Below are 24,796 nucleotides of genomic sequence, written 5' to 3'. Positions count from 1 at the left end.
GTTCGACGCTCGTTAGTTTTCCTGAATGGAAATCCCGCTCTCATTGATCTTAAGCTCGATGCCATCGGGCTTTGACTCTTTGTCGTAAATGTAAAATCCCAAACCTGCGACCAGAACGATCAGCCCGCCGATGACCAGTAAAAGCATATTGCGATTCATGAATATTCCTTCCTGCCACAATTATAGATCATCCGACTGTTATGGTGGCAATAGCACCCGCCCTCAAATTTGAAAGCATGTCGCCATGAAGATGTGTTATTGGTCTGACATTAGGCAGGTGATACGCTCAAATAGGCACAAAAACCTCTTTAGATGAAGTAATTCTGCCTTCAAATTGAGCACGTTAAAAAAGTACGGTTTCATGATGCGCGCATGGGGCGCAAATCATTGACTTATCACGGCGAATAACATCGATTAATGTTGGTGTGTGGGTCACCGGTTTTGGAAAAGCTGGATATCATGAAGTTTGTGCGGGATTTACTTTGGGCGCCGACAATTGGCCTCTCTTGGCTTTGGGGATTGGGATTCTTTTATTCCATTCATGTCACGCTGACATATGGCTGGCTGGGCTTCTTTGGATTTGCAATAGCCAATGTCGGGGGGCTTTGGTTATTCGGTTATATTCTAGGGCGTACCAAACGCTCGCCGGACCAGATTATCAAAGATATTGAAGGCCGCTATGCGGGCGTTTTCCTCCTGTTTCAGATGGCCGCGCTGGTTGTAACAATCTTCGGATTTGTCGCCTATCTCTGGCAGCCCGTAGTTGGTGAAGGTTCCGGTCTTGGTGTCGCTCTTCTGCTTCTGTTTGCCTGCGCTATTGGCCATGCACTGAACTTGCAGCAATTGAAGTTGCTGCACATTGTTTATACGGGGGTTGGTGTGACCGCCGGCATAGTGCTTTACTTGGGGCTGGCAAAAACCTCGTCTTATCCTGGCGTTCCATTGCAAAGTTTTGATGCGCGTTTCTATGGCCTGATTATGCCAACGCTGATCGGCTTTTTACTCGGGCCATGGTTGGATATACAGCATTGGCAACGTGCTGTGACTATCAAGCGCGAAGGGGGAAATGTTGGGCTCGCTTACGGCATGGGAGCCTTGCTCTTTTTTGGGTTTCTGTTTCTCAATGCACTGACGGCGTCAGCCGTAGGCCCTATTGGCAGCATTCTTTCCATTGATGGTTTGCCAAGCGCGCAAGGGGCAGTTTCAGCAGCAACGGTACTGGCTGCTGAAAATGGCCAGCCCTATCTTGCAGTGGCCTTCGTGATTTGGACAACGATAGCCATGGCGTCGACCGTTGACAGCTTTTACTGTGCAACTTCGTGGTTTTTGAAGGGAAAAAACCTGCGTAGTAACAGTCCGTTGCTTGCGCTCATTCCGGACAACATTGCGTCTTCACCGCTCTGGCTGCTGATTGGAGCAACATGGGTTTCCTATGCTGCCGTGCCAGCAAATTTTTCGCTGATGTATTTTATGATGCCGTTTGCGACACTGTTTGTCAGCGCGTCGGCAAATCTTGTTTGTGAGGCTTTGGGAGCGAAGGCGCGCTTCGATCCGGTTTTGAGTTTCATGATTGGATGTGGATCATCGTTGATTTTTGTAATTGGCTATGTCGAGCCAATTCCGGGTTTCTTGGTGATATCGCCATTCATTGGTCTTATCGGTGCTCTTCCAGTTATTATCGAGCTGGTCGGGCCGCGCTCTAAAGCCATCCCCGTGGACATTGTCGATCAACCCTTGCGTATGGCGATGTCTGCACCTTTGATGTCGTCGGGTAATGAAGAAACAACACCTTCACATGGCTTCGATGGGGAGTGGTTCGTTATGCAGCTTGTTCCGACCTACGATGATACCAACTCGGTCGGTAATGTATATTTTGCAAATTATGTACGCTGGGTCGGCAAAGCGCGCGAGTTGTTTTTCAATGTCTGCATGCCGGATTTTGATCTTGCTACTACTCGCTTCTATATTCTTACCCGTTCCTTCACGCATGATTACCGGCGGGAGTCGAAAGAGTTCGAGCAGATTACTGTCAGGATCAAGATTGCTCGTCACAATCGAAAGTTCGTGACTTTAAGTCACGAGATTCACAGCCGTTCGCAAGGCCTTCTAGGGCATGGCGAGCAATCATTGATGTTTGTTGACAGGGACAATTATAACCCGCTCGACATACCCGGAGAGGTCATCAAGGGCTTTTTGGCATACTGGCCAAAAGACTCGCGTCTGTCACCTAGCTACCACCCGAAAACGATTGAACAGTCAAAGCGACAAGCCTGATATCGAGCGTGCCCAATCAGGATCGATCCATGTACTCTAAGAAAAATTTGCTCTAGCTTGCGACCTGATATCTTTCGCGATCAAATTCGAGCAGGGCAAAGGTTTTCTCTACCGGCTCGGCTGGGCTGAAAAGGAAGCCTTGCACCTGATCGCAGCCCTCCTTTTGAAGGCATGCAAGTTGCTCGCGCGTCTCGACACCTTCAGCAGTAATCTTCATGCCCATGCTTGCCCCCAGACCCATGACCGCTCTGATAATTGCCAAGCTACCGCGATTATGTGGAAGGTCGCGAACAAAAGACTGATCGATTTTGATTTTGTCGAAGGGCATTTTTCGCAGGTAGCTCAGGCTGGAATATCCGGTACCAAAATCATCAAGCGCAACGCTGACACCCATGGCGCGGAACTGCCGGAGCAGCGAAATAGCAGCGACATTTGCTTCTAGAAATACGGATTCCGTGATTTCCAGTTCGAGCCTGCTGGGATTAAGTTTGTTCTTTGTCAGCGCATCGCGCACAATCGAGGCAAGATCGGAATGGCGAAACTGGATCGCCGAGATATTGATTGCCACATGGATATCGGCGGGCCAATCGACCGCTGTCCGGCACGCTTCCTGAATGATCCATTCCCCAAGCGGAATAATGTTACCGGTTTCCTCTGCTATGGGAATGAAGACCGTCGGCGAGATAAATCCGTGAACGGGATGCTTCCATCGCAACAGCGTTTCAAACCCGACAGTCTTGAGCGTTGAGGCCGAAACAATCGGCTGGAAGTGCAAGATGAATTCGTTACGGGCCAAAGCACCGCGCAGGTCCATGGCGAGTGCACGCTTGGCTTCTATCCGAGCATCCATTTCGACTTCATAGAACCGATAGCTGTTACGCCCTTCATTCTTGGTACGGTAAAGCGCCAAATCTGCACAGCGCATAATATCATTGACGCTATCGGTCGGGGCAATCGCAATGCCAATGCTGATATGGATGTTGATCTGGATGCCGTCGATCCAAAATGGCTGCGAAATATTGTGTACCAGTTGATGGGCAAGTTCCGTTGCCGCGGCGTGGTCGGCGCCATTTGCCAATATGGCAAATTCGTCTCCCGACAAACGAGCAACGGTGTAGGTGGACGGCGAACTGCCCCGGAGACGGTCGGCGACCTGTTTCAGCAATTGATCGCCAATGCCGTGGCCGAAACTGTCATTAACGGTCTTGAATTCATCAAGATCTATGCAGAACACAGCGAAGCTGCGCAGGCCGTGTTCCAGGTTCTTTGTCGCCTCGCTCAATTGATCGTTGAACAATGTACGGTTGGGCAAATCAGTCAACACGTCATAGCGCGCTAGATAAGACAATTGGTCTTCGGATTGTTTTGCCGCAGTTACGTCCGACCCAACGCCGCGATATCCGACGAATTGGCCGGCATTATCGAAAATTGGTTTGCCCGTAAGCGACCACCAGCGTGTTTCGCCCTTGATATTCACCGGCAGGATATGGTTGCGGAAAGTTGTTCGGTTTTCGATTGCCTGCCAAATCGAACCGACCTTTATCGCTGCGTCTGCATGCGATTGGTCTATCTTGAAAAGCTGCGCGAAAGGCATGCCCTGCAGGTCGCGCATTGCTTTCGCGGAAATCTGAGCAAGGCGAGGCGATGTATGCTGTAGTTTGAGATCAGCATCAGTTTCCCAGATCCAATCACTGGCATTTTCTTCAAAATCATAGAGTAGCAGGCTGATAACCTCTTTTTGCTGCTCCACCTTGATCTGATCGAGAGTCCTCATAACAATGAGATTGCTCATGTGAACAATGGTGAACAAAATGAAAAGCGCGTAGAAGGCCAGCAAAATTGCGATGAAAAGGAAAAAATCCTCGCCGGTGGAGGCTAATGCGAAAAAGGAGCCGGTGATGATCGTGCCGGAATAAGCGATCGCTGCAAGCGGCACGACGGCTACCCCAATGCCCGTCGCCATCAGACCCGCGGCGGTACAAGCTATGAGGAGCCGGTGATAGGCGTCGGCATCCAGGAAAAGCATCAGTGGTATGCTTCCAAGGCAAATGCCATAGAGAGCAGATACGATGATGAGGTACTTTATGGCATCAAAGCCCAGTTCCTTTACTTTCGGAACATTATACCATTGCCAGCAGGCAAATAGGGAAACGGCGGTCATGAAAGCGACGACCAACGCCAGGCCAGCCAAATAGGGGCGGGGGCCGAGGTCCCAGAAAACGTAAGTGACAACGAACACAACACACATTGCCACCAGAACCGTGAAAGGCGCCAGCCTGAGTGCAACGTCCATCTGCTCCGCGTAAACACGGCGTTTTACAACGGGATTTATGTTTCCGCGCATGCCGAACATCGATCGGACAGCGTCAAAAGTATGGAAGCTTGACAGTCGCACGCGGAGCCTCGGCAAGATAAAACGGACCAGTCAGTCTTATCCGTTTTGAGTTCTGTATTCGTTAAAATACTTCACATTCTTTATATTAGTTACCAATGTCTTTAAGGCAGAAAAATCTAGACAATTGAGGATAGATGTCAAGTGCAACATATGTATCATTGGTTGGAATCTAATTGTTGACTGCATATATCGGCAAAATAACAATTTATTATTTATTATCGTATACTTCCTGCGCAAAGTATAGTCTTTATAGAATTCACTCTTGTTTGACTTGTTGATAAGCGGAATTTGGCTTGAAGCCTCCATCCCTTTAGGAAATGTGACGGCTCAAGCTGAAGTTTGGGGCTCAAATATTTGGCGTGGCATTGAGAATTGCCGTCAGTAAGCCAGGGAAAACGTTCTCCAGATCATGTGATCGAAGCTCGTTCATATGGGATGTCCCTTCGTTGCGGGTTTTTACAACGCCCGACTCCCGCAGAATACGGAAATGATGGGACATGCTTGACTTGGGGCGACCGCCATCAAGCGCTGCACATGTGGCTTCACCTTCACGGGCCAATTGCCGGACAATTGAAAGTCTAACCGGATCGCTCAAAGCGTGAAGTACGGATTCAAGCCGAATATCCGACGAAGAAGGATGCACAAACTGTCTCATGATTCCTTGATAACACAAATTTTTGTGTATTGCTATTGTTCGAATAATATCGAACAATCGAACAATTGCAGTTTGGAGAAGACCTATGACCACTCTTTTTGAGCCCTTTACCCTTAAGGGCGTCACGCTACGTAATCGCATCGCAGTATCACCAATGTGCCAATATTCCGCGGTCGACGGTGTAATCAATGATTGGCACCACGTACATTTGGGCGGTTTAGCCAGAGGAGGTGCTGGCCTTGTTATCGTGGAGGCTACGGCCGTCACTCCGGAAGGCCGGATTACTCCGGCTTGCTCTGGACTATGGAACGATACCCAAGCAGCAGAATTGGCTAAGGCGGTCAAAACGATCAAAGCGGCGGGAGCAGTCGCAGGTATACAGATCGGACATGCCGGACGTAAGGCAAGTGCAAATCGGCCATGGGAAGGGGACGATCACATCGCTTCCGATGATCCGCGCGGTTGGGAAATCATTGCGCCTTCCGCGATAGCTTATGGCGGCGGCTTATCGAAGATACCTCGGGAAATGACGCTGGCCGAAATAGAAGGCATAAAAAATGCTTTCGTTGACAGTGCAACACGGGCTCTTGCGAGTGGCTTCGAGTGGTTGGAACTACATTTTGCGCATGGTTATCTTGCCCAAAGCTTCCTGTCCAAACATTCCAACCAACGTACAGATGCCTATGGCGGCAGTTTCGAAAACCGCTCGCGCTTTCTTCGTGAAACGCTGCAGGCAGTACGCAAGGTCTGGCCGCAGAACTTACCCCTGACAATGCGCCTTGGCGTGATTGAGTATGATGGCAATGATGAAGAAACAGTGGCGGAAGCAATCGAGCTGATAAAACTGCTAAAGGCCGATGGATTGGACTTCATTGACGTCAGTATGGGCTTCTCCGGTGGCAAAGCCAATATTCCTTGGGGCCCTGCTTTCCTTGGTCCTCTTGCTGCCCGTGTTAAAAATGAAACCGGCCTGCCGGCATCAACATCCTGGTACATCAGCACCCCGCAACAGGCGGAGGGTCTTTTGCGTGATGGATCGGTTGATCTTGTCATGCTTGGTCGCCCGCTGCTCGACGAGCCTCATTGGCCTTATCGCGCAGCCAAAGAACTTGGCGTTGAAAAGCCGTCATGGATTCTGCCACCAGCATATGCCCATTGGTTGGAGCGATACCGCGCTGCAGCATAATAAATTAGATAACAGCCTAATTGGCTACGATAGCCGCGATCTTTAGAACAAGATTCCGGCCCGCGTTAAATTTGAGAAATATCTTGCGTGTCGATTTCGGCAGGCATCACCTATGTTGATGGCAACGGCACATAGCTGCCATCAACAATCCGAAGTTGAAATGTTCATGTCTGTTGTCAAGGCCTATCGAAAATCGCAGATCGTCTATATAGACGGTCGCAAACAGACAACAGGGCGGTTGTGCGAGCGCCGCAAATGAATATGGCAGTTATGAATAAAACGGCACAAAGCCCCCTCGATCTGCGGCCAGGCGATGGATCGACCGCCAAGCCTATGGTTGAGTTTCAACAAGTATCAAAACGTTTTGGCGCTGGCAGCAGCGGAGCCGAGGTTGTTGCACTGGACGATGTCGACCTCATCGTTCCTCGTGGCTCAGTAACTGGCATCATCGGCCGTTCGGGGGCAGGTAAATCGACGCTTATCCGCTTGGTTAATGGTCTTGAAAAACCTACCTCCGGTCATGTCCTGGTTGATGGTACGGATGTAGCAGGTCTGGATGAGAAGAACCTTCGCTCCGTACGGCGCTCGATTGGCATGATTTTCCAGCACTTCAATCTTCTGTCTTCCCGGACTGCCTTTGATAATATTGCGTTGCCTTTGGAAATTGCCGGTATCGACAAGCAGACGATCGAGAAGAGGGTAACCCCTCTGCTTGATCTGGTCGGGCTTTCCGATAAACGTAACCGCTACCCTTCTGAACTGTCTGGCGGTCAAAAGCAGCGTATCGGTATTGCCCGCGCCTTGGCGACGGAACCCAAATTATTGCTTTCGGATGAGGCGACCTCGGCACTCGATCCGGAAACAACGCGCTCCATCCTCGCGCTTTTGACGAAAATCAATCGCGATCTGGGGCTTACAGTTCTTTTGATCACGCATGAAATGGAAGTGATCAAAACGATAGCCGCTCATGTGGCCGTTATTGATGGTGGCCGCATTGTCGAGCAGGGTGCAACATTCGATGTGTTCACCGGCCACAAGCATGAAACGACACGGGCACTTCTCGGCGGCTTGGCTGGAATGCATCTTCCCGAGTTTCTCACAAGCCGCATGACCAACGTTGCCACACCTGGCTCGCATACCATCTTGCGAGTTATCTTTAAGGGGGAGAACGCAACGGAGCCTATGCTTGCGCGGCTTGGCAGTGATCTGGGTATTGAGGTCAATATCATGGCTGGAGCAGTCGACGAGATTGCAGGCAGACCCTTCGGCATGCTGGTTGTCTCGCTCTTGGCTGATCTGGAAAAAATAGATTTAGCACGCAATTTCCTCGCCGATCATGGTCTGTCATCGGAGGTGTTGGGCTATGTCCGCTGATATTCTGGCTCTTTTATTCAAGGCAACAGGACAGACACTGTACATGGTTGCCGTGGCCGGCCTGATAGGGTCGTTATTTGGCATTCCGCTTGGAGTATTTCTGGCAACGAGCGGTCGCGGTGAACTTTTTCCAGCTCCTTCAATAAACAAGGCGTTGGGACTTGTCGTCAATGCCACTCGGTCCACGCCGTTTATCATCTTGGTTGTAGCCATCATTCCATTCACGCGGGCTATTGCAGGCACCTCCATTGGTACAACGGCCGCGATTGTTCCGCTGACCATTGCAACGATACCCTTTATTGCCCGCTTGGTTGAAACGGCGATTCGTGAGGTCGATCCCGGTCTTACTGAAGCTGCGCGTGCTATGGGTGCTAGTCCGATGCAGATCGTTTTCAAGGTTCTGCTTGCCGAAGCCCGGCCCGGTATCGCTTCAGCCCTAACGCTTACGATCGTCAGCCTCATTGGCTATGCGGCCATGGTCGGCGCAATCGGCGGTGGCGGACTAGGCGATCTTGGTATCCGATATGGTTACCAACGTTTCATGCCGGACGTGATGGCCATCGTCGTGGTCGTCCTCATCGTGCTCGTGCAATTGGTGCAGAGCGCGGGTGACCGGCTAGCTCGTCAATTCGACAAGCGTAATCGACCAAAGTAATCATTCTTGAACAGGAGTATAAAATGCTGAAAAAGATTCTTGGCGTCGCCGCCTTGGCAATGAGCCTAAGCGCGACTGTGGCTTTGGCCGAAACAATCAAGATTGGTGTGACACCGGGCGAGCACGCGCAAATTCTGGAAAAGGTTGCGGAAGTTGCAAAGCCCAAGGGTCTTGATATCGAGATATTGGAATTTTCCGATTATGTCGTGCCAAACCAGGCACTGAACGATGGCGAGCTCGATGCCAACTCTTTCCAACATAAGCCATATCTCGACAATCAGATTGCAGATCGCAAATTCGACCTTGTTGACGTCGCTTACACGGTCAATTTTCCGATGGGCATCTATTCGAAAAAAGTGAAGAGTTTCGATGAGTTGGCGGACGGAGCTACAATTGCGATTCCGAACGATCCGACCAATGGCGGACGTGCTTTGCTTATTCTGGCTGACAAGGGTGCAATCAAGCTGAAAGACGGCGTGGGCTTGAAAGTTACTCCAGCCGATGTGACGGAAAACACCAAGAGCTTTAAATTCGTTGAACTCGATGCCGCTCAACTGCCACGTTCCATTGATGACGTTGATGCAGCAGCAATCAATACCAATTACGCGCTTGAAGCCGGTCTTGATCCGATGAAGGACACGATCTTGAAGGAAGGCGAGAAGGCACCCTACATCAACCTGATTGCAGTCCGCACCGCGGATAAGGACAAGCCTTGGGTAAAGACATTGGTCGAGTCCTATCACTCGGAGCCTGTAAAGCAGTTCATCTTGGACAAGTATAAGGGCGCTGCCGTTCCAAGCTGGTAATCAATATTGCCAGCCCGAATGAAGACCTCCCTTGGAAACGGGGGAGGTTTTTTGCTTTCAGATACGTTTTCCTGCCTCATTAAAGAGATGCAGCTTTTCCTTTGGAATTATCACGCGCAGATGATCGTCAGTCTGTGAGGTAGAGCGTCCGGACACACGGACAACGACACGTTCACCGCCAATAATGCCATAAACATAGCTCTCCGCACCGACTGGTTCTACACCAAGAACCTTCAGATCAAGCGCCAAACCACCAATATGAGTGTTGGTTCCTGCTGATACTTCCAGATCTTCAGGACGGAAGCCGATGACAGCGCCCGATGTTGGAACCGCCAGACCTTGAGCACCAATACGCGTGCCATCCTTGAGGATGAGTCCCGAACCATCGGCCGTGACAGGGACGAGGTTCATGGGCGGCGCGCCAATAAAACTTGCTACGAAGGTGCTTGCCGGTTTCTCGTATATATCCAGCGGAGCTCCGATTTGCTCGACCGCACCGCCGTTCATGACTACGAGTATGTCTGCAAGCGTCATTGCTTCCAGCTGATCGTGGGTAACGTAAACGCTGGTCACGCCCAGTTGGCGTTGCAGGTTTTTAATTTCCACTCGCATCTGGCCACGCAGTTTTGCATCCAGATTGGAAAGCGGTTCGTCAAAGAGGAACACTTTCGGACTGCGTACAATGGCGCGCCCCATTGCGACACGCTGACGTTGGCCACCGGAAAGCTCCTTGGGGCGTCGCTCGAGAAGCTGAGTCAATTCAAGGATTTGTGCGGCGTCCCTAACGCGTTTGTCGATCTCGTCTTTAGGCATGCCGCGGTTACGCAGCCCGTATGCCATGTTATCGTAGACCTTCATATGCGGATAAAGCGCATAATTCTGGAAAACCATGGCGATGTCCCTTTCAGCGGGACCGAGATTATTAACGACTGTGCTATCGATTTTCACAGTGCCGTCCGTAATGGATTCCAAGCCGGCAATCATTCGAAGCAGAGTAGATTTTCCGCAGCCCGATGGACCGACCAGCACGCATAGCGCACCGTCATTGATAGAAATATTTACGCCCTTTACCGCTTCAACGGAGCTTCCATAGACTTTGCGGACATCGGTTAGTTCTACACTTGCCATATTATTTCTCCGTTTCAACCAGTCCGCGCACAAACCAGCGTTGCATCAAAACAACGACCAGAATTGGGGGCAGGATGGCGAGAATGCAGGTGACCATCACCAGATGCCATTGTGTGTTGGCGTCTGTGAAGTCGATCATTTTGCGCAGCCCAATGACGATGGTCGCCATATCGTTGCGATTGGTCATGAGCAATGGCCAGAGATATTGGGTCCAGCCATAGATGAAGAGGATGACGAACAGGGCCGCGATATTGGTCTTCGACAAGGGCAGCAGAATATCCTTGAAGAAGCGCCACGGGCCAGCCCCGTCCACGCGGGCTGCTTCAACCAGCTCGCCTGGAATTGTCATGAAGAATTGTCTGAACAAAAGTGTGGCCGTAGCCGAAGCCATGAGGGGAAGGATAAGGCCTGTATAGGTATCGATCAGTCCAAGGTCGACCATAATTTTGTAGGTGGGCAGAATGCGCACTTCGACGGGCAGCATCAGCGTTATAAAGATGAACCAGAAGAAAAACATGCGTCCCGGAAAGCGGAAAAATACGATCGCGTAGGCGGACAAGATGGAAATGATGATTTTGCCGATGGCAATGCCGAGCGCCATGACAAGCGTGTTGAGCAAAAGACGGTCAACGCCAACGCCGCCGATCTTGCTGATGCCACCGAAAAGAGCGCTGGAATAATTCTCCCAGAAATGACCTCCCGGCAACAACGATAGTGGCGGACGGATAATATCCTGCAATGTCTGGGTTGACGCTACAAAGGTGTAGTAGATTGGAAATACAACGATCAAAATGCCGACAATCAAAATGATATGGGCGATGATGCGGCCTATGGGGTTGTTTTGAATCATGACTCTGGTTCCCCTCAGCCGTAATGGACTTTGCGCTCGACATAGCGGAATTGTACCGCTGTCATAGCAATGACAATTACCATCAGAATAACGGATTGCGCCGCCGAGTCGCCAAGGATCAGGTTGACGAACCCGTCATTGTAGACCTTGTAGACCAGAGTTTCTGTTGCTTTTCCCGGACCGCCCCCTGTAACGGCATGAATGATGCCGAACGTATCGAAGAAGGCGTAAACCGTATTAACGACCAGCAAGAAAAATGTCGTTGGCGCGAGAAGCGGGAATATAATGGTCCAAAAACGCTTTGTTTCTCCGGCGCCATCAATGGCCGCAGCTTCGATCAGCGATTTAGGAATGGACTGCAGGCCCGCAACGAAAAACAGGAAATTGTAGCTAATCTGTTTCCAAGAAGCGGCAGCAACGACAAGCACCATCGCCTGATCACTATTAAGCAGCGGATCCCAATTATATCCCGTCGAGCGAAGGAGATATGCCAATGTACCCATTGAGGGGTTGAATAGAAACAGCCAAAGCATGCCGGCAATCGCAGGAGCTACGGCATAGGGCCATATCAGCAATGTCCGGTACACGCCTTTGCCACGTATGACTTTATCGGCCATCACCGCAAGCAACAGTGCAAAGGCCATGGCAATCAAGGCCGTGGCAATCGAGAATATCACAGTCACCTGAAGGGAGTTCAGATAATTGGGATCGTTCAGAACGCGTTTGAAATTGGCTAGCCCGACAAATTGCGTCGACAATCCAAATGGATCCTCCCGCAATACGGACTGCTGAATGGCTTGCGATGCAGGCCAGTAAAAAAAGACGGCCGTGATTGCCAACTGAGGTGCCAGCAGAAGGTAGGGCAGAAACTTGTTGGGAAAAGTGACACGCGTTGACGATGCCATGATGCCTCGCTTTAAACAAAGCCCGCCCGTATGAGATTATACGGGCGGGTATCTTTGACGGCTTAGTTACTGGCCAATGGCCTGCTTGATTGCTGCGTTGCCACGCTCAACGGCCTTATCAAGTGCCTGTTGAGCGGTCTGCTTGCCAGCGAGCATGTTCTCGTATTCTTCGTTCAGAATATCGCGGACCTGCGGCAGGTTTACGAGACGAACACCCTTTGAGTTTTCGGTCGGTGCCTTGCCCATCATCTGCTTGATCGGAATTTCACGAGCAGGATTCTTTTCGTAGAATCCGGATTTCTTCGTGTCTTCATAGGCAGCCAGCGTAACTGGCAAATAGCCCGAAACCTGATGCAGCCTTGATTGGATTTCAGTCTTAGACAGGAAGTTGAAGAAGGCAGCCACACCTTTGTACTGTTCGTCTGATTTGCCGGCAAACACCCAGAGGCTCGCGCCGCCCGGTATGGTGTTTTGTGGCGCGTTTTTGGATTCCGGTTCATAAGGGAGCTGACCGGTACCATAATTCATGCCGGACTTGATGATGTCGCCAAGGCCGCCCGAGGAATCATTGTAAATGCCGCATTCACCAGATGTGAATAGCTGCTTGGCTTCAGATGTGCGTCCGCCATAACGGAACGTGCCATCTTTCGCCAGATCAGCAAGTTCCTGGAAATGCTTGACGAAAAGAGGCGAGTTGATCTTCAGCTCAACATCGACGCCGCCGATGCCATTTTCATTGCTGCCCCAGGAAATATCATTCCATGCAGCATAATTTTCTGTATGAATCCAAGTCATCCAAGCTGTTGTGTAACCACAATTAGCGGCGCCGCTTGTCTTGATTTTCTTCGCAGCTTCCCAAACTTCTGGCCAAGTTTTTGGAGGAGTATTCTCATCCAAACCAGCCTTTTTGAATATATCTTTGTTGTAATAGAGGATTGGCGAAGAGCTGTTATAGGGGAATGACAGCATAGTGCCGTCCGGCTTTGAATAATAAGCCACGATGCCCGGCAGATAGAGGCTTTTGTCAAACTTGGTTTCGCCCATCGAAAGGATGTCGGCAACTGGTTTGATCGCGCCTTCCGCTCCCATCATAACGCCTGTACCGGCATCAAAAACCTGAAGGATATCTGGAGCTTGTTTTGCACGGAAGGCGGCAATGCCAGCATTGAGCGCTTCCGGATAGGTACCTTTGAACACAGGCACAACTTTGTATTCGCTTTGGCTTTCGTTGAACTCTTTTGTCAAAGCCTGCACGACTTCGCCGTTGGCGCCAGGCATTGCATGCCACCAGCTGATTTCGGTAACAGCAAACGATGCAGATGATGAGGCCAACAAAATGCCGAAGGCCACGGTGAGTTTGGTGCCGTGATTAGTCATTATAATCTCCCATAGTGAGGCGTCGTCTTTAGCGCGCTTGGGCTAAGTATCCTCATTATGTGACAGAGAAACAACAGTTATTTGACTTTGGGCAAATGATGCAGGTCAGCCTGTGGAAAAAATGCGCAGCTGTTCACTTTTTTGCTCTAAATCAGCGTGACACCAGCTTTGCGCATTGTGATGGTCATTGCTGCGAGCGAACCACCAAGATCGATCGCCCGGCAAGCGTCAAGTAAGACTTCTGCGGAAAATCCCTGGGCGGCGGCATCAAGGGCGGAGTAAGCCACACAATAATCTGTAGCGAGACCCACAAGCGTCACATGAGTGATTCCACGCTCTCGCAGATAACCAGCAAGGCCAGTTGGCGTCACATGGTCGTTCTCATAAAATGCCGAATAGCTGTCAATGTGCGGGCGAAAGCCTTTTCGAATGACAAGCTCGGCTTTTGTCCATTCCAGATCAGGATGAAAATCGGCGCCATTTGTGCCCTGTATGCAATGATCCGGCCAAAGAGTCTGCTCGCCGTAGGGCATGGCAATGGTTTCAAAGGGCGCTTTTCCCGGATGGCTTGATGCGAAGCTCGAATGAGCTGGTGTGTGCCAGTCCTGCGTCAGGATAACTCTGTCAAAGCGGAGTATCAGCTTGTTGATGATCGGAACAATTTCGTTGCCACCAGACACGGCTAGGGCACCGCCTTCGCAAAAATCGTTCTGAACATCGATGACGATCAATGCGTCCTTGGCCATGATGCACTCCTGTAGAATGGCGTGGAGTCTATGGTCAATTAGAGCCGGACGTCAACGCGCATAGTGAAGGTCACCGCCAATCCAGACGTGATCAACGTCAAGATTCTCAGTTAAATGGACAATATTTGCCTCATAGCCCGGCAATAAGCGGCCATGGGTGTGATCAATGCGAATACTCTGGGCAGGATAAAGCGAGGCCATGCGCAATGATTCATCAAGTGTAAACCCCAATTGCTGGTGCACGAAGCGTACGGCCGAGATCATATCAAGATCGGCACCAGCAAGTGTGCCGTCTTCAAGCGTCAGGCGGCCACCGGCGCGCGTTATGGTTCTGCCGTTAAGGGTGAATGACGTGATGTCCGTGCCTATTGTAGACATTGCGTCAGTCACCAGAAATATCTTTGCTGGGCCTTGTTTGGCTCGCAGCGCAATCGACATGGACGCTTTGTCGACATGAAAACCATCGGCAATCAGTCCGGCTGACAATTCTCCCGATTGCAAAGTCGCACCCACAACGCCAGGGCTGCGATGACCAAGCTGGCTCATTGCATTAAAAAGGTGTGTGACCATTGATGCGCCAGCCGCTTGCGCAGCCAAGGCTGTTTCATATGATGCCCCGCTGTGACCAAGGCTAACAATGACGCCTGCGTCGACCATTGCCTTGATTTTTTCCGGCGATACCGTTTCGGGGGCGACGGTGGTGAGAAGTACCGGAATCTCCTGAACAGCTTCGATAATTGCAATCAAATCTGCATCGTCCATAGGCCGGATCAGCTTGGGATCGTGCGTGCCTTTGTGGCTAACAGACAGATGAGGGCCTTCGAGGTGGAGACCAATAAATCCAGCGACTTTTTCCTGTGCCGCTGCTTTACTCGCCGCAATAGCCGCTGCCGTCGTTTCCGGCGTATCTGTAATCAGCGTTGGCAGCAGAGCCGTTGTTCCAAAAGCAAAATGTGCATCGCAGATGGTCCGGATAGCGTCGATACTCGGCCCGTCATTGAGCAATACCCCGCCACCGCCATTCACCTGAACGTCGATGAACCCGGGTACAAGTTTTCCCCCGTTCATCTCAACCCGGCGAATATCCGCAGTTAGAGCGCTTGTAGCTTCGATGCTTTTAACTGTGCCGTGTTCCACAACCAGTGCGGCGTTTTCGTGCCAGTTTTCTCCATCGAAAATGACGGCACCGGTAATGGCGTAGACGGTACTCATATGGTCTCCGTCACTTTTCGCAAGTGAGGCGGTTCATCGGGATTAAAGCCACGGCTACGGGCAAACCCTTCTACAAATGCGTAGAATGAAACGAGCAGCGCCAGCGGATCGGTGAGTGGATGCGACGTAGCGACAAAGGGCAGGGCCGTTGCCTTTGACGGCTTGTTTGATGTCAGGAAGACAGCAGCACCCTGATCGGCAAGACGATCGGCGGCATCGACGAGCGATGCTTCTGCGGCGTCCCTTGCGGCAAGCACCAAAACTGGAAAGCCTTTGCCGACAATTGCCTTTGGCCCATGCATCACTTCTGCGGCGCTGTATGATTCCGCGTGAACACCGCTGGTTTCCTTGAATTTCAAGGCAATCTCATTGGAAATGGCCAGAGAAGGTCCACGCCCAAGAATAAAAAGCGAGTTTTCGTTTTCCAACGCCGCTGCGAATGGCGACCAGTCGCACATCACGGCCTTCGCCATTGCCGAGGGAAGGTCATCGATGGCGGCAAGCAGCTTTTGATCGTTGGTCCAATGCCCGATCAAAGCAAGGCCTGCAACTGCGGAACTCACGAAGGATTTTGTCGCCGCAACACTACGCTCTGGACCGGCAAGTATATCGATTGGCAGATCGCTTGCATTGGCAAGATCGGAATTAATTACATTTGTAATTGCGATGGTAAGTGCGCCGCTTTCGCGTGCTGCCTTTGTCATGCTGACAATATCGGGGCTCTTGCCGGATTGCGAGATGGACAAAGTGGCCGCGCTACCCAGTTTCAAGGTTATGCCGTAAATGGAAGCGACCGATGGCCCAAGTGATGCAACTGGAATACCTGCCGTTAACTCGCTGGAATATTTCAGGAATGCCGTGACATGGTCTGACGACCCCCGTGCTATGGATGCCAGAAATGGTGGATTTTTTTCGCGCAGCTTTGCACCAGCTGCGGCAAGCGTGGCGCGGGAGCTATCCAGAAAACGAGTTGTCACGTCGGGAATCGACAATATCTCTTCCCGCATCAATGTTGCCTTGTTCAAAGTACTGCTCCTGATATTTCCGAACTGTCGCCGAGTTTCAGCTCAGCAACAAACTCATAGGCGTCTGCGCGATAAATGGACCGGGTGAACTCAATCACTTTTCCCGAATCAAGATAGGAGATTCGCTCAATATTCAAACTGGCCGAACCGACAGGAACCTCAAGCAATTTTGCATCGTTCTCTTTAAGTATTGCTGCCGAGATACGCTGTATCGCGCGAACGGGACGATTGCCGCTGGCGGCCAGCACTGCATAAAGCGACAGAGTAACCAGTTCCGGATTGGGCAAAACATGCACGGACAAAGCGGCTCTCTCGATTGCCATAGGCGTATCATTGGCAACACGCAGGCGGCTGATCCGGGATACTCTTTCGCCAGAAGTCAGACCCAGCGTCACCATTTCCTCAGGCGAGGGTACATAGATGCCACGATCAAGCCATGTCGAGCGAACAACCATGCCTCGCCGCGCCATATCTTCCGTAAATGATGTCAGATGTGTCAGCGATTGCTCCACCCGAGCAGAGCGAGGCGCGACGAATGTGCCGGAGCCGTGACGCTGTATGAGTAAACCATCACTCACCAAACCCTGAACGGCTTTGCGAACAGTTACGCGAGAAATATCGGCAATTGCGGCAAGCTCGCGTTCCGGCGGCAATGCGTCTCCGGGTTTCAGTAAGCCATCAAGCACGGCATTTTCAATTAGCCGCTGCAATTTTACATAAAGAGGGCCACCGGCAATCGATCCGTCATTGAGGGTCGGAAGAATATTAATCAGGCCGTCAGACATGAATATACTCCGCCGATTTTGAAGCGAAATTCAAAACTGCGAGTTGCACCGCTCCGGCAAGAGCGTCGTTCAGCGGTTTTTGTAGCTTCTCTTGATAGCGCGCTGACAGGCGCTTTTCATAGAGCGGACCAAGGCCGCCCAGAAGGGAAAGGCGTGTCTGTCGTGCTGACATGATAGTGTCGAGGCCCTGCTCAATCTGGTCTATGGCGGTTTGTAGGATAGCAAGAGCAACCGCATCTTCGACGGCAGCATAGTCGAATATCATCGGCACGAGCGTTCCGAAGTCGCTCGGAGTTGCCGCATGCGCAAATCGTACAATGTTATGCGGGTTGTTTTCATAACGCTGCATGACGGCTTGTGTAAGTTCGGATGCAGGGCGGAAACGATCATATGCCAAAAGCGTTTCCTCGAGCAGATGTCGACCTAAACGTGCGCCGCCGCCGAGATCGCCGACCTTGAATCCCCAACCGCCCGCGAACTGGACCTTATCTCCTTCGCGCGCAATAAAGAGCGAGCCCGTTCCCAGAATGACGACTGTACCGTCATTATTGCCTATTGCGCCCTGAAGCGCGATCAAGCCATCTGATAAAACCAATGCATCCTTGAACGGGAGTGAGGCTTTCAAGTTTGCAGCGTTGTCGCCAACATTCGCGCCGGCGAGCCCCAACACTGCGGACAGAGAACCTACGTGTGATTTATCGATGCCTGCGCTGGCAAATGCAGCATCAGTGGCGTCCATTATATTGCCGCGCGCCATATCCATATCGGTCATGACATTGGCGGAGCCGCTCTTGCCTATACCAAGGATGCGGCCGTTCAGATCGGCCAATGCCGCTCTGCAACCTGTTCCACCGCCATCGATTCCTAGGAGATAAGTCACGACAAATAGCCCTCCATAAATAGAATACCAATAAAGTACCAATAGCCAAGCGTTAATTTACGTATTTTCAAATTTTTCTATAATTCATTGTTATATATGCATAAAATTACACCGATGCAAATGACTGCAGGATTTTTTTAAGATTTACTGGACAAGTGGTATTTTTTTGGCATTAATTATAAAAACGAGGAGAGCAGAGTGGAACCTAGCCGCACCGAGCAACGCAATGATAGAGCGACCGGTCTTGACGAGAAGTCGCCGGACGTTGTTGTACGTTTGCTGCTTGATGCGCAAATCGCTGCTGCAGAAGTCGTCGCTAATGCGTTGGATCCAATTGCGGAGGCGGCACAGATCGCTGCTGAAACCATTTCGGGTGGCGGCAGGTTGGTATATGCAGCTGCAGGAAGTTCAGGTCTCATGGCTCTGGCCGATGCGCTGGAAATTCCTGGCACCTATGGTATCGCCCCGGACAGGATTGTCATTCTGATCGCTGGAGGTATTGCCAGCCTTAATCGTCTTGCCGGAACCTATGAGGATGACGTTAGTCAAGCTGCCAAAGACATCGCCGAGGCAGGCTTGAGGGCAGGCGATTGTCTGATAGCGGTGTCGGCAAGCGGTACAACGCCTTATGCTCTGGCAGCAATTGACGAAGCCAGGAAGCGCGGGCTTAAAATCATTTCGATTGCCAATAATCGTAACGCACCGATCTTTGACGGTGCTGATGTTGCCATTGCATTGGAAACTCCGGCGGAAATGGTCGCGGGTTCGACCAGGATGGGTGCCGGTACGGCGCAGAAAATCGCCCTTAATTTGTTATCTACCCTGATGGCGATCCATCTTGGGCATGTACATGACGGCTACATGGTCAATCTGGTGGCGGACAACATTAAATTGCGCGAGAGGGCGGTTCGGATTGTCTCGGCAATAAGCGTTTGCGATCCGGGTGAAGCTGCAAAATGGCTTGATGCAAGCGGAGGCTCAGTAAAAGAGGCGGTACTACTCGCTGCCGGCGCAAAAGATGCGAACAAAGCAACAAGAATTCTCGAAAGCAATCAACAGAGGCTTCGCCCGGCGCTTTCGGAACTGAAAGAGATCCTTGGGTCCCGCTAGGGGCCCGGGCTCTCATTAACGGCACTACTCATGAGGGTGCAACAGGAGACTAAAATGGGAAGCAAGACACTAAAATCACTGCTAATGGCGACAAGCATCCTGGCAACAGCCGGTTTTGCTCGTGCCGCTGATACCGAGCTTACAATTGAAAGCTGGCGTACGGATGATCTTGCCATCTGGCAGGAAAAGCTGATCCCAGCGTTCGAAGCAAAGAATCCCGGCATCAAGGTTAAATTCGCGCCAACACCGCCCACCGAATATGATGCCGCCCTTGGTGCGCGTTTTGATGCAGGCAGCGCTGGCGATATCATCACTTGCCGTCCGTTTGACAAGTCGCTTGAACAGTTCAAACGCGGCAATCTCGCCAGCCTCACTGATCTCCCCGGCATGAAAAATTTCTCCGACGTTGCCAAGGCTGCGTGGACGACTGACGATGGCAAGGACGCATTCTGCGTACCGATGGCCTCGGTTATTCATGGGTTCATCTACAACAAGGATGCCTTTGATAAGCTTGGCATTGCTATTCCGACGACCGAAGCTGAATTCTTTGCAGCGCTAGACAAGATCAAGGCCGATGGCACCTATATTCCAATGGCAATGGGTACCAAAGACCTTTGGGAAGCCGCAACCATGGGCTACCAGAATATCGGCCCGACATATTGGAAGGGTGAAGAAGGCCGCGCCAAGCTGATTAAGGGCGAGGAAAAGCTGACGGACGCTCCTTGGGTCGAGCCTTACAAGGTTTTGCTAAAGTGGAAAGATTATCTGGGCGACGGTTTTGAAGCTCAGACCTATCCGGACAGCCAGAATCTGTTCACCTTGGGTCGTGCTGCAATCTATCCAGCTGGTTCATGGGAAATTGGCCTTTTCAATACGCAGGCTCAGTTCAAAATGGGGGCATTCCCGCCACCCGTGAAAAATGCTGGCGATGCATGCTACATCTCGGATCATAACGATATTGGCGCGGGTCTGAACGCCAAGAGCAAACATCCGGAAGAAGCCAAGAAGTTCCTCGATTGGGTCGCTTCGCCCGAGTTCGCCGACATCTATGCCAATGCGCTGCCTGGCTTCTTCAGCCTGAACTCGACGCCGGTAAAGATGCAGGATCCATTGGCGCAGGAGTTCGTTTCCTGGCGCGAAAAGTGCAAGCCAACAATCCGTTCAACTTACCAGATATTGTCGCGCGGCACACCTAATCTCGAAAACGAGACATGGGTAGAATCTGCTAACGTGATCAATGGTACCGACACGCCTGAAGCAGCAGCCAAGAAGCTGCAAGACGGTCTGGACAGCTGGTACAAGCCTGCCAAATAAGCACTTGATCATAAACGGGGCATCGCCTGATGCCCCGTTTATGCTTTGAGTAAAACGTCGATTATTCGACTTGATGGTTTTCCACGGCAGTCGCACGCCGTTTCATGATGCGGCCAAAACCAAAAGCAGGGGTTCTGTTATCCATGAGCACAGTCGAGCAAGCATCGGCCGACCGCGGCAACGATAAGCGTCCTTGGCGCTGGCACATATTGGTATTTTTGACACCAGCTTTGCTCGTCTACACGGCGGTGATGATCCTTCCGCTCATCGAAACACTGCGTCTTTCGCTGTTCAACGTTAAAGACGGCCAAAGCGTCTTTGTGGGCTTGGACAATTTTGCTGTGCTGTTTGGAGATCCGCGTTGGGCGGCAAGCTTCTGGAACGCACTGAAGAATAACTTCATCTTCTTTTTCATTCACATGGTCGTGCAAAATCCAATCGGGGTTGCATTGGCAGCGCTTCTATCCGTGCCAAAATTGCGCTTTGGTGCCTTCTATCGCACCGCTTTGTTTCTGCCGACGCTGCTTTCATTTGTCATTGTCGGGTTTATCTGGAAGCTCATTCTTTCACCGATATGGGGCGTCTCGCCATTCCTTTTGGATTTGATTGGCCTCAAATCACTTTTCTCGCCATGGCTCGGTAAGCCCGGTTCAGCATTGATTGCGGTGTCACTGATTTCAGTGTGGCAGTATGTCGGCATACCGATGATGTTGATTTACGCGGCGATGCTGAACATTCCGGACGAAGTTCTGGAAGCAGCAGAGTGCGACGGTGTTACCGGATGGAGCCAATTCTGGAAGATCAAGCTTCCGCTGATATTGCCCTCAATCGGCATCATCTCGATCCTTACTTTTGTGGGCAATTTCAACGCGTTCGATCTGGTTTATACCGTGCAAGGTGCACTGGCAGGGCCGGATGGAGCGACCGATATTCTCGGAACGTTGCTTTACCGTACATTCTTTGGCTTCCAGCTTCAGATCGGTGACAAGTCCATGGGCGCAACCATCGCGACGGTGATGTTCCTCATCATCCTCTCTGGCGTTTGCCTCTATCTGTTTGCCATTCAGCGGCGCATGCGCCGGTATCAGTTTTAGGATTACGATCATGGCAAAAACCACGACATCCCCAGTTCGGACCGGTCTCGTCCACCTCGCGTTGATAACTTACACGCTTATCGCGTTATTCCCCGTGTTCCTGACCGTCATCAATTCTTTCAAGGATCGCGCCTCTATTTTCCGCGATCCTCTGGGCCTACCTACTCCATCGGTTTTCAGTCTCGTTGGTTATGAAACAGTGCTGAAGCAAGGCGATTTCATACTCTATTTTCAAAACAGTTTTATCGTCACTGCCGTATCGATCTTTTTCGTTCTGTTGTTTGGGGCAATGGCAGCCTTTGCATTGTCGGAATATCGTTTCCGCGGCAACACCCTGATGGGACTTTATCTTGCACTTGGTATCATGATCCCAATTCGGCTGGGCACAGTAGCGATCCTGCAGGGAATGGTAGCGGCCGGTCTGGTGAATACGTTGACCGCGCTCATTCTGGTTTATACTGCACAGGGTCTTCCACTAGCCGTATTCATCCTTACTGAATTTATGCAAACGGTTTCCGATGATTTGAAGAATGCCGGACGTATCGACGGCCTTTCGGAATATTCCATATTCTTCCGTCTTGTTTTGCCGTTGATAAGGCCAGCCATGGCAACTGTCGCTGTCTTTACCATGATACCGATCTGGAACGATCTCTGGTTCCCGCTGATCCTTGCGCCCAGCGACGCGACCAAGACGATTACGCTTGGCAGTCAGGTCTTTATCGGTCAGTTCGTGACTAACTGGAATGCTGTTCTTGCTGCACTTACTCTGGCGATTGTGCCGGTGCTTGTCCTTTACCTTATCTTTTCGCGGCAGTTGATCCGCGGCATCACAGCAGGAGCCGTGAAATGAGCGAACAAAAGCCGATCCGCGTTCTTGTTGCCGGGCTTGGCAATATGGGCCGCAGTCATGCGCTCGCCTACCATAATAATCCGGGATTTGAGATCGTTGGGTTGGTAAACAGATCTGTCGTGCCCTTGCAGCCGGAACTTGAAGGGTACACGATTCACCAATCATTTGAGGCAGCCTTGGCGGAGCTCAAACCGGAACTGGTGTCCATCAATACTTATTCCGACAGCCATGCAGACTATGCTGTGGCGGCAATGAAAGCGGGGGCGGATGTCTTCGTTGAAAAGCCATTGGCTACAACAGTTGCCGATGCGGAGCGTGTGGTAGCTGCCGCCAAGCAATATGGCCGTAAACTGGTGATTGGTTACATATTGCGCCACCATCCGTCATGGGTTCGGCTGATTGAAGAGGCCCGAAAACTCGGCGGACCTTATGTTTTCCGGATGAATCTCAATCAGCAATCCAGTGGTGCAACTTGGAACACGCATAAGGCGCTTATGCAGACAACGTCTCCAATTGTCGATTGCGGCGTGCACTACCTCGATGTGATGTTGCAAATCACCGATGCAAAGCCGGTTCAGGTACGCGGCATGGGCGTGCGGCTATCGGATGAGATTGCGCCAGACATGTACAATTATGGTCATCTCCAGGTTCTGTTCGATGATAGGACTGTGGGGTGGTATGAGGCCGGCTGGGGTCCGATGATTTCGGAAACCGCCTTCTTCGTGAAAGACGTCATATCTCCCAATGGTTGTGTCTCCATCGTGATGGATCAGAATGCCAAATCAGATGACATCGATTCCCATACCAAGACGTCAACGATAAAGTTGCACTCAGCAGCAATGGATGCAGATGGTCGTTTTACCAAACAGGACGAGTTGCTGAATATGGCTGGTGAGCCCGGCCATCAGGAGCTGTGCGATCTTGAGCAAGCCTATGTCCTCAAGGCAATCCGGGAAAATATTGATCTTACACGTCACATGCAGGATGCGGTGCGCTCTTTGAGCGTGTGTCTTGCAGCCGACGAAAGCGTTCGTACCGGTCAGCCAGTAAACCTATAAATTTATCCAAGAAACGGGAACAAGACATTGGGTTCTTTGAAGATCGAAAATATCGTTAAGTCTTTTGGCCATGTGGACGTACTGAAAGGTATTGACCTTGAGGTAGAGGACGGCGAGTTCGTCATTTTTGTCGGACCATCGGGCTGCGGTAAATCAACGCTGCTGCGTATCATCGCTGGTCTGGAAGACGCGACGGCTGGCGAAATTCTTATTGATGGCAAGAAGGTCAATAATACGCCGCCAGCCAAGCGGGGCATTGCGATGGTATTTCAGACCTATGCGCTTTATCCACATCTGTCGGTTCGCGACAATATGGGTCTTGGGTTGAAACAGGCCGGAAAACCCGCAGACGAAATCAAGGAGCGCACCAAAGTCGCATCCTCCATGTTGTCGCTTGACGATTATCTTGAGCGTCGTCCTTCAGAGCTTTCAGGCGGGCAACGCCAACGTGTTGCTATCGGGCGTGCCATAGTGCGCGAGCCCAAGCTGTTTCTTTTTGACGAGCCATTGTCAAATCTTGACGCGGCCCTACGCGTCAATACACGATTGGAGATCGCTCGGCTTCATCGCCAGCTTAAGGCGACCATGATCTATGTGACACATGATCAGGTTGAGGCAATGACGCTCGCCGATAAGATCGTCGTGCTGAACAAAGGTAAGATCGAGCAGGTAGGTTCGCCTATGGAGCTTTATAATGCTCCGCAGACCGTATTCGTTGCCGGCTTTATCGGATCGCCGCAGATGAACCTGATTGACGCGGCAAAGCTTGGCCATACCGATGCGAAAACTATTGGTATTCGCCCGGAGCATATTCAGGTCAGCAGCACATCCGGAGAATGGAAGGGCTCGGTCATCCATGTCGAACATTTGGGTGCTGATACAATCATCTATCTCCAAACGGACTTTGGACCTTTGACGGTCAGACTGTTCGGAGAGCATCAGTACGAAGTTGATGGCATTCTATATGCAACCCCAGATGCCGGGCGCACTTATCGCTTTGACAACGAAGGACAGGTCATCAAATCGTGACGATTCATGTCATGACATCATAGACTGTTTGGGTCATAGTCGCCGCCGCGCAGAGTCTCTTCGTGCGCGGCATACTTATTGACGAGAA

23 protein-coding genes are annotated in these 24,796 nt (G+C 51.2%); 11 read left to right on the top strand and 12 right to left on the bottom strand.

Annotated elements, in window-relative coordinates; genetic code table 11:
* Positions 1-12 precede the first annotated feature (12 nt).
* Complete coding sequence (locus AC6CHM_RS06605) at positions 13-159, bottom strand: hypothetical protein (protein ID WP_307279315.1); 147 nt, start codon at positions 157-159, stop codon at positions 13-15.
* Between the two features lie 300 nt (positions 160-459).
* Here AC6CHM_RS06605 and AC6CHM_RS06600 point away from each other — a divergent pair, with 300 nt between their 5' ends.
* A complete protein-coding gene (locus AC6CHM_RS06600; RefSeq protein WP_307279312.1) occupies positions 460-2,274 on the top strand; it encodes an acyl-CoA thioesterase in 1,815 nt (604 codons plus the stop codon).
* 52 nt (positions 2,275-2,326) lie between these two features.
* Here AC6CHM_RS06600 and AC6CHM_RS06595 read toward each other — a convergent pair whose 3' ends face one another.
* Both AC6CHM_RS06595 and AC6CHM_RS06590 read right to left on the bottom strand, forming a co-directional pair.
* A complete protein-coding gene (locus AC6CHM_RS06595; RefSeq protein WP_307279308.1) occupies positions 2,327-4,618 on the bottom strand; it encodes a putative bifunctional diguanylate cyclase/phosphodiesterase in 2,292 nt (763 codons plus the stop codon).
* A 397-nt stretch (positions 4,619-5,015) separates the two neighbouring features.
* Positions 5,016-5,324, bottom strand: a complete 309-nt coding sequence (locus AC6CHM_RS06590; RefSeq protein WP_115052498.1) for an ArsR/SmtB family transcription factor — start codon at positions 5,322-5,324, stop codon at positions 5,016-5,018.
* An 85-nt stretch (positions 5,325-5,409) separates the two neighbouring features.
* On the opposite strand from AC6CHM_RS06590, the gene AC6CHM_RS06585 reads away from it, so the two are divergent.
* The 4 genes from AC6CHM_RS06585 to AC6CHM_RS06570 all read left to right on the top strand — a co-directional run bounded on the left by AC6CHM_RS06585 (position 5,410) and on the right by AC6CHM_RS06570 (position 9,345).
* On the top strand, positions 5,410-6,510 hold the full coding sequence (locus AC6CHM_RS06585; protein ID WP_498172439.1) for an NADH:flavin oxidoreductase/NADH oxidase: 1,101 nt from the start codon (positions 5,410-5,412) through the stop codon (positions 6,508-6,510).
* A 333-nt stretch (positions 6,511-6,843) separates the two neighbouring features.
* Positions 6,844-7,884: a methionine ABC transporter ATP-binding protein gene (locus AC6CHM_RS06580; RefSeq protein WP_162802500.1), complete on the top strand. Its 1,041-nt coding sequence runs from the start codon at positions 6,844-6,846 to the stop codon at positions 7,882-7,884.
* Positions 7,874-8,539 carry a methionine ABC transporter permease gene (locus AC6CHM_RS06575; protein ID WP_115052501.1) on the top strand — a complete coding sequence of 222 codons (666 nt, stop codon included), beginning with the start codon at positions 7,874-7,876 and terminating at the stop codon, positions 8,537-8,539. The genes AC6CHM_RS06580 and AC6CHM_RS06575 overlap by 11 nt, the downstream gene beginning before the upstream one ends.
* Positions 8,540-8,562: 23 nt before the next feature.
* Positions 8,563-9,345: a MetQ/NlpA family ABC transporter substrate-binding protein gene (locus tag AC6CHM_RS06570; protein WP_498172437.1), complete on the top strand. Its 783-nt coding sequence runs from the start codon at positions 8,563-8,565 to the stop codon at positions 9,343-9,345.
* A 57-nt stretch (positions 9,346-9,402) separates the two neighbouring features.
* Here AC6CHM_RS06570 and AC6CHM_RS06565 read toward each other — a convergent pair whose 3' ends face one another.
* The 9 genes from AC6CHM_RS06565 to AC6CHM_RS06525 all read right to left on the bottom strand — a co-directional run bounded on the left by AC6CHM_RS06565 (position 9,403) and on the right by AC6CHM_RS06525 (position 18,253).
* Positions 9,403-10,473 (bottom strand): sn-glycerol-3-phosphate import ATP-binding protein UgpC, encoded by a 1,071-nt coding sequence (locus tag AC6CHM_RS06565; protein ID WP_307279296.1) that lies wholly within the window; start codon positions 10,471-10,473, stop codon positions 9,403-9,405.
* Position 10,474: 1 nt separating this feature from the next.
* Positions 10,475-11,323, bottom strand: a complete 849-nt coding sequence (ugpE, locus tag AC6CHM_RS06560) for a sn-glycerol-3-phosphate ABC transporter permease UgpE (protein WP_498172435.1) — start codon at positions 11,321-11,323, stop codon at positions 10,475-10,477.
* A 14-nt stretch (positions 11,324-11,337) separates the two neighbouring features.
* Entirely contained in the window at positions 11,338-12,228 is an 891-nt protein-coding gene (gene ugpA / locus AC6CHM_RS06555) for a sn-glycerol-3-phosphate ABC transporter permease UgpA (protein WP_115052504.1), read from the bottom strand.
* Between the two features lie 66 nt (positions 12,229-12,294).
* Positions 12,295-13,605, bottom strand: coding sequence for a sn-glycerol-3-phosphate ABC transporter substrate-binding protein UgpB (gene ugpB, locus AC6CHM_RS06550; protein ID WP_115052505.1), 1,311 nt, complete (start codon positions 13,603-13,605; stop codon positions 12,295-12,297).
* Between the two features lie 146 nt (positions 13,606-13,751).
* Complete coding sequence (gene pncA, locus AC6CHM_RS06545) at positions 13,752-14,351, bottom strand: bifunctional nicotinamidase/pyrazinamidase (protein WP_336439760.1); 600 nt, start codon at positions 14,349-14,351, stop codon at positions 13,752-13,754.
* Positions 14,352-14,402: 51 nt separating this feature from the next.
* Positions 14,403-15,563 carry an N-acetylglucosamine-6-phosphate deacetylase gene (gene nagA / locus AC6CHM_RS06540; protein ID WP_498172433.1) on the bottom strand — a complete coding sequence of 387 codons (1,161 nt, stop codon included), beginning with the start codon at positions 15,561-15,563 and terminating at the stop codon, positions 14,403-14,405.
* The gene (locus AC6CHM_RS06535; RefSeq protein ID WP_336440194.1) at positions 15,560-16,570 is read right to left on the bottom strand and encodes an SIS domain-containing protein; all 1,011 of its coding nucleotides are present in this window, start codon (positions 16,568-16,570) and stop codon (positions 15,560-15,562) included. The genes nagA and AC6CHM_RS06535 overlap by 4 nt, the downstream gene beginning before the upstream one ends.
* A gap of 14 nt (positions 16,571-16,584) precedes the next feature.
* Positions 16,585-17,373, bottom strand: coding sequence for a GntR family transcriptional regulator (locus AC6CHM_RS06530; RefSeq protein WP_115052508.1), 789 nt, complete (start codon positions 17,371-17,373; stop codon positions 16,585-16,587).
* Positions 17,366-18,253 carry a BadF/BadG/BcrA/BcrD ATPase family protein gene (locus AC6CHM_RS06525; protein WP_115052509.1) on the bottom strand — a complete coding sequence of 296 codons (888 nt, stop codon included), beginning with the start codon at positions 18,251-18,253 and terminating at the stop codon, positions 17,366-17,368. The genes AC6CHM_RS06530 and AC6CHM_RS06525 overlap by 8 nt, the downstream gene beginning before the upstream one ends.
* 198 nt (positions 18,254-18,451) lie before the next feature.
* Here AC6CHM_RS06525 and AC6CHM_RS06520 point away from each other — a divergent pair, with 198 nt between their 5' ends.
* The 6 genes from AC6CHM_RS06520 (at position 18,452) to AC6CHM_RS06495 (ending at position 24,708) form a co-directional block, all read left to right on the top strand.
* Positions 18,452-19,363, top strand: coding sequence for an N-acetylmuramic acid 6-phosphate etherase (locus AC6CHM_RS06520; protein ID WP_498172431.1), 912 nt, complete (start codon positions 18,452-18,454; stop codon positions 19,361-19,363).
* A gap of 54 nt (positions 19,364-19,417) precedes the next feature.
* Complete coding sequence (locus tag AC6CHM_RS06515) at positions 19,418-20,677, top strand: ABC transporter substrate-binding protein (RefSeq protein ID WP_498172430.1); 1,260 nt, start codon at positions 19,418-19,420, stop codon at positions 20,675-20,677.
* A gap of 143 nt (positions 20,678-20,820) precedes the next feature.
* Positions 20,821-21,771: a carbohydrate ABC transporter permease gene (locus AC6CHM_RS06510; protein ID WP_336439766.1), complete on the top strand. Its 951-nt coding sequence runs from the start codon at positions 20,821-20,823 to the stop codon at positions 21,769-21,771.
* 10 nt (positions 21,772-21,781) lie between these two features.
* Positions 21,782-22,621: an ABC transporter permease subunit gene (locus AC6CHM_RS06505; protein WP_115052512.1), complete on the top strand. Its 840-nt coding sequence runs from the start codon at positions 21,782-21,784 to the stop codon at positions 22,619-22,621.
* Entirely contained in the window at positions 22,618-23,679 is a 1,062-nt protein-coding gene (locus tag AC6CHM_RS06500; protein ID WP_115052513.1) for a Gfo/Idh/MocA family protein, read from the top strand. The genes AC6CHM_RS06505 and AC6CHM_RS06500 overlap by 4 nt, the downstream gene beginning before the upstream one ends.
* A gap of 27 nt (positions 23,680-23,706) precedes the next feature.
* Positions 23,707-24,708 carry an ABC transporter ATP-binding protein gene (locus tag AC6CHM_RS06495; RefSeq protein ID WP_115052514.1) on the top strand — a complete coding sequence of 334 codons (1,002 nt, stop codon included), beginning with the start codon at positions 23,707-23,709 and terminating at the stop codon, positions 24,706-24,708.
* Positions 24,709-24,796: the final 88 nt, after the last annotated feature.

The organism is Phyllobacterium sp. GQ127, assembly GCF_059758635.1.
Note: the sequence above shows the minus strand (reverse complement) of the source record. Positions and strands in the feature narration are given on the sequence as shown.

Excerpts from the sequence above, each read along its gene's own strand:
- AC6CHM_RS06605 (WP_307279315.1), bottom strand. The coding sequence starts at position 159 with ATGAATCGCAATATGCTTTTACTGGTCATCGGCGGGCTGATCGTTCTG.
- AC6CHM_RS06600 (WP_307279312.1), top strand. The coding sequence starts at position 460 with ATGAAGTTTGTGCGGGATTTACTTTGGGCGCCGACAATTGGCCTCTCT.
- AC6CHM_RS06595 (WP_307279308.1), bottom strand. The coding sequence starts at position 4,618 with ATGCGCGGAAACATAAATCCCGTTGTAAAACGCCGTGTTTACGCGGAG.
- AC6CHM_RS06590 (WP_115052498.1), bottom strand. The coding sequence starts at position 5,324 with ATGAGACAGTTTGTGCATCCTTCTTCGTCGGATATTCGGCTTGAATCC.
- AC6CHM_RS06585 (WP_498172439.1), top strand. The coding sequence starts at position 5,410 with ATGACCACTCTTTTTGAGCCCTTTACCCTTAAGGGCGTCACGCTACGT.
- AC6CHM_RS06580 (WP_162802500.1), top strand. The coding sequence starts at position 6,844 with ATGGTTGAGTTTCAACAAGTATCAAAACGTTTTGGCGCTGGCAGCAGC.
- AC6CHM_RS06575 (WP_115052501.1), top strand. The coding sequence starts at position 7,874 with ATGTCCGCTGATATTCTGGCTCTTTTATTCAAGGCAACAGGACAGACA.
- AC6CHM_RS06570 (WP_498172437.1), top strand. The coding sequence starts at position 8,563 with ATGCTGAAAAAGATTCTTGGCGTCGCCGCCTTGGCAATGAGCCTAAGC.
- AC6CHM_RS06565 (WP_307279296.1), bottom strand. The coding sequence starts at position 10,473 with ATGGCAAGTGTAGAACTAACCGATGTCCGCAAAGTCTATGGAAGCTCC.
- ugpE (WP_498172435.1), bottom strand. The coding sequence starts at position 11,323 with ATGATTCAAAACAACCCCATAGGCCGCATCATCGCCCATATCATTTTG.
- ugpA (WP_115052504.1), bottom strand. The coding sequence starts at position 12,228 with ATGGCATCGTCAACGCGTGTCACTTTTCCCAACAAGTTTCTGCCCTAC.
- ugpB (WP_115052505.1), bottom strand. The coding sequence starts at position 13,605 with ATGACTAATCACGGCACCAAACTCACCGTGGCCTTCGGCATTTTGTTG.
- pncA (WP_336439760.1), bottom strand. The coding sequence starts at position 14,351 with ATGGCCAAGGACGCATTGATCGTCATCGATGTTCAGAACGATTTTTGC.
- nagA (WP_498172433.1), bottom strand. The coding sequence starts at position 15,563 with ATGAGTACCGTCTACGCCATTACCGGTGCCGTCATTTTCGATGGAGAA.
- AC6CHM_RS06535 (WP_336440194.1), bottom strand. The coding sequence starts at position 16,570 with ATGCGGGAAGAGATATTGTCGATTCCCGACGTGACAACTCGTTTTCTG.
- AC6CHM_RS06530 (WP_115052508.1), bottom strand. The coding sequence starts at position 17,373 with ATGTCTGACGGCCTGATTAATATTCTTCCGACCCTCAATGACGGATCG.
- AC6CHM_RS06515 (WP_498172430.1), top strand. The coding sequence starts at position 19,418 with ATGGGAAGCAAGACACTAAAATCACTGCTAATGGCGACAAGCATCCTG.
- AC6CHM_RS06510 (WP_336439766.1), top strand. The coding sequence starts at position 20,821 with ATGAGCACAGTCGAGCAAGCATCGGCCGACCGCGGCAACGATAAGCGT.
- AC6CHM_RS06505 (WP_115052512.1), top strand. The coding sequence starts at position 21,782 with ATGGCAAAAACCACGACATCCCCAGTTCGGACCGGTCTCGTCCACCTC.
- AC6CHM_RS06500 (WP_115052513.1), top strand. The coding sequence starts at position 22,618 with ATGAGCGAACAAAAGCCGATCCGCGTTCTTGTTGCCGGGCTTGGCAAT.